We start from the raw sequence: 3,445 nt of genomic DNA, 5'->3' as shown, positions 1-3,445 counted from the left end.
GATGGCCGGATCAATGCTGTAGAAGATGGCAGTGTATTGATCACCGGCTCTGGCGCAGAAGCCAATGCCAGTGTCAGTGTGATTATCAGCGATGGCGCGAATAACCAATCGCGTACTGTGACGGCTGATGGCTCTGGGGCATGGACTATCAGTGGTAGCGAGTTTGATGTCAGCAGCTTTAATAATGGCACGCTCACCGTCAGCGCCACACAATCTGATGCGGCGGGTAACACCTCTAGCGCTGCCAGCACCGCGGTGATTTTAGATAATACAGCACCGAATTCACCGACAATAGCCACTCCGATAGAGAGCGATGGTAAAGTTAACGCAGCGGAAGACAGTGACGTAGTGATCACCGGCTCCGGGGCGGAAGCTAATGCCAGCGTCAGTGTGACCATCAGCGATGGCGCGAATAACTTATCACGTACCGTAACGGCTGATGGCTCTGGGGCATGGACTATCAGTGGTAGTGAGTTTGATGTCAGCAGCTTTAATAATGGCACGCTCACCGTCAGCGCCACACAAAGTGATGCGGCGGGTAACACCTCGACTACGGCAACCGCATTAATTACGTTGGATAATCAAGCGCCAAATGCATTGACGATTACTACGCCAATTGAAGGCGACGGCAAAGTTAATGCTGTTGAAGATAACGATGTACTAGTGCAAGGATCTGGCGCAGAGTCAGGTGCAACAGTTACAGTAAATGTTGATGGTATATCTAAAACCACCACTGCAGATTCAAGTGGTAATTGGACATTATCGGGCAACGAGCTGGATATCAGTGCGCTGAATAATGGTACGCTGACGGTCTCGGCAACTCAGGCCGATAGCGCAGGTAATGTCTCAATAGCTGCAACTACAACAATAACGTTGGATAACCAAGCACCAAACGCACCAACCTTTATTACGCCTATTGAGGGGGATGGTAAAGTTAACGCTGCGGAGGATAATGATGTATTAGTCCAAGGCGGGGGAGCAGAGTCAGGTGCAACAGTAACTGTGAGTATCGGTGGGGTTACTAAAACGACTACCGCAGACTCAAGTGGTAATTGGACATTATCAGGTAATGAGCTGGATATCAGCGCTCTAAATAATGGCATATTGACAGTTTCGGCAACACAAACCGACGATGCGGGCAATATCTCAACGGCCGCATCAACTTCAATTACATTAGATAACATCGCACCAAATGCGGTGGCTATTACAACGCCGATTGCAGTAGATGGTATTGTAAATGCGGCTGAAGACAATGCTGTGTTGATCACAGGGTCAGGAGCAGAAGCTGGCGCAACAGTGACAGTGGGTATTAGCGGCGTAAATGCCACTGTGGTAGCTGATAGCAGCGGTAACTGGACACTTAACGGCAGTGAATTAGACATTAGCGCGTTAAATAATGGCACATTAACAGTATCTGCAACGCAAACCGATAGCGCAGGAAATATTTCATCTGCAACGACAACCACTATAACCTTAGATAATGTTGCGCCAAATGCATTGGCTATTACAACGCCGATTGCTGTTGATGGCATTGTTAATGCCGCTGAAGATAATGCGTTATTAATTGTAGGATCTGGGGCTGAATCAGGCGCTGCAGTTAAGGTTGATGTTGGCGGTGTAAATGCCACCGTGACTGCTGATAGCAACGGTAATTGGACTCTCAGTGGTAATGAGTTAGATATCAGTGCATTAAATAATGGCACATTAACGGTATCAGCAACGCAAACTGACAGCGCAGGTAATATTTCACCAGCGGCAACGACGACGATAACCTTGGATAACAGTGCACCGTCAGTTGTTACTATTAATACGCCAATCGAAGTCGATGGCATCGTTAACGCTAGTGAAGATGATAGTGTATTGATAACCGGCTCTGGGGCAGAATCAGGCGCTGCAGTTAAGGTTGATATTGGCGTTGTAAATGCCACGGTTACAGCTGGTAGTGGTGGTAATTGGACGCTTAGCGGCAGTGAGTTAGATATAAGTGCACTTAATAACGGCACTTTAACAGTATCGGTAACGCAAACTGACAGTGCAGGGAATACTTCACCTGCGGCGACCAGCTCAATTACTTTAGATAATACCACCCCAACTGGGCATGCAGTTAGCGTTGATCAAAGCTTAATTAATGCGGATAACGAATCTGCAATGAGTGTTAGTTTTACTGGGCTTGAAGGAAGTGGTTCGCTTAGTTACCAGGTAAGTGATGGCAGTAATGCTGTTACTGGTAACGCAACGATTAGTGCTGTTACGCAGCAAATTACAGGTATCGATGTTACAACATTGGCTGAGGGAGTGTTAACGTTCTCAGCAATAGTTACAGACACCGCAGGCAATGCCAGCGCAGCAGTAACTGCCACAGTAACTAAAAAATACAACGTCGTACCGGTGTTAAGTGGTTCACCAAGTACAACTACAGCTGAAGATGCAGCGTATAGTTTTATACCCACCCTTACAGACAGCGATACGCAAGATACCCATACTTTTAGCATCATTAATAAGCCAAGTTGGGCAAGCTTTGACACCAGCACGGGCGAATTAGCGGGCACGCCACAGAACCAGGATGTAGGCAGCTACGCGGCTATTACTATCAGTGTTAACGATGGCACAGATAGCGCCAGCTTAACGCCATTTACATTAGAGGTTACCAACACCAACGATGCGCCGGTAGGGCAAAACTTCGCGTTTAACCTCGATGAAGCCGCGACTTTAACCGTGGCACTTGCAAACGGGTTATTAAGTAACGCCAGCGATGATGATGCAGGCGACACACTCAGCGCAGAGCTGGTCAGTCAACCACAATTTGGTAGTGTCAGCTTAAACAGCGATGGTAGCTTTAGTTATCAACATGACGGCAGTGAAAACCACGGCGACAGCTTCACCTTCCAAGTTCGTGATAGCGCAGGTGCGTTATCGGCGGTACAGACAGTAACACTTACGGTAACGCCGGTTGCTGATGCACCGGTTGCCATGGATGACAGTGCCACCACTGCAGAAGACACGCCAGTGAACTTTAGCTTGGTAGCGAATGACAGTGATGCAGAAAATGACCTAGTGGTCGCTTCAGCGGCCATCGTATTACCCGCGAGTAAAGGCACGGTAAGTATCACCAACGGCATTGCCACGTATACACCGAACAGCAACGTAACGGGGACAGACACCTTTACTTATACGGTAAAAGATGCGGCATTGAATACCTCGACAGCGGCGACAGTGACAGTCACTATTACCCCAGTGAACGACCTCCCTGAGGTACAAGCTATCAGCTTAAGTGTGGATGAAGACACCGCATCAGCAGTGACCAATGTGCGTTCACTGGCCAGTGATGTGGAAGACACCATCCCAACGGGCACGATTAACTTAGTCAGAGCGCCAAGCTCAGGGCAAGTGGTGTTTGACCAAGCCGCGGGTACCTTTGTGTATACCCCAGATGCGAACGTTACAG

The 3,445-nt window shown here is 48.4% G+C and carries 1 protein-coding gene; it reads left to right on the top strand.

The window, feature by feature from the left end; all coding sequences use genetic code 11:
- On the top strand, nucleotides 1-3,445 hold a 3,445-nt coding region (locus H5180_RS23250), incomplete at both ends, for an S-layer family protein (protein WP_182759249.1).

The sequence above is a fragment of the Pseudoalteromonas sp. SR41-4 genome (genome assembly GCF_014163985.1).
Lineage (GTDB): Bacteria > Pseudomonadota > Gammaproteobacteria > Enterobacterales > Alteromonadaceae > Pseudoalteromonas > Pseudoalteromonas rhizosphaerae.
The sequence above is the reverse complement of the archived record's forward strand: the minus strand, read 5'-3'. Positions and strand labels throughout refer to the sequence as shown.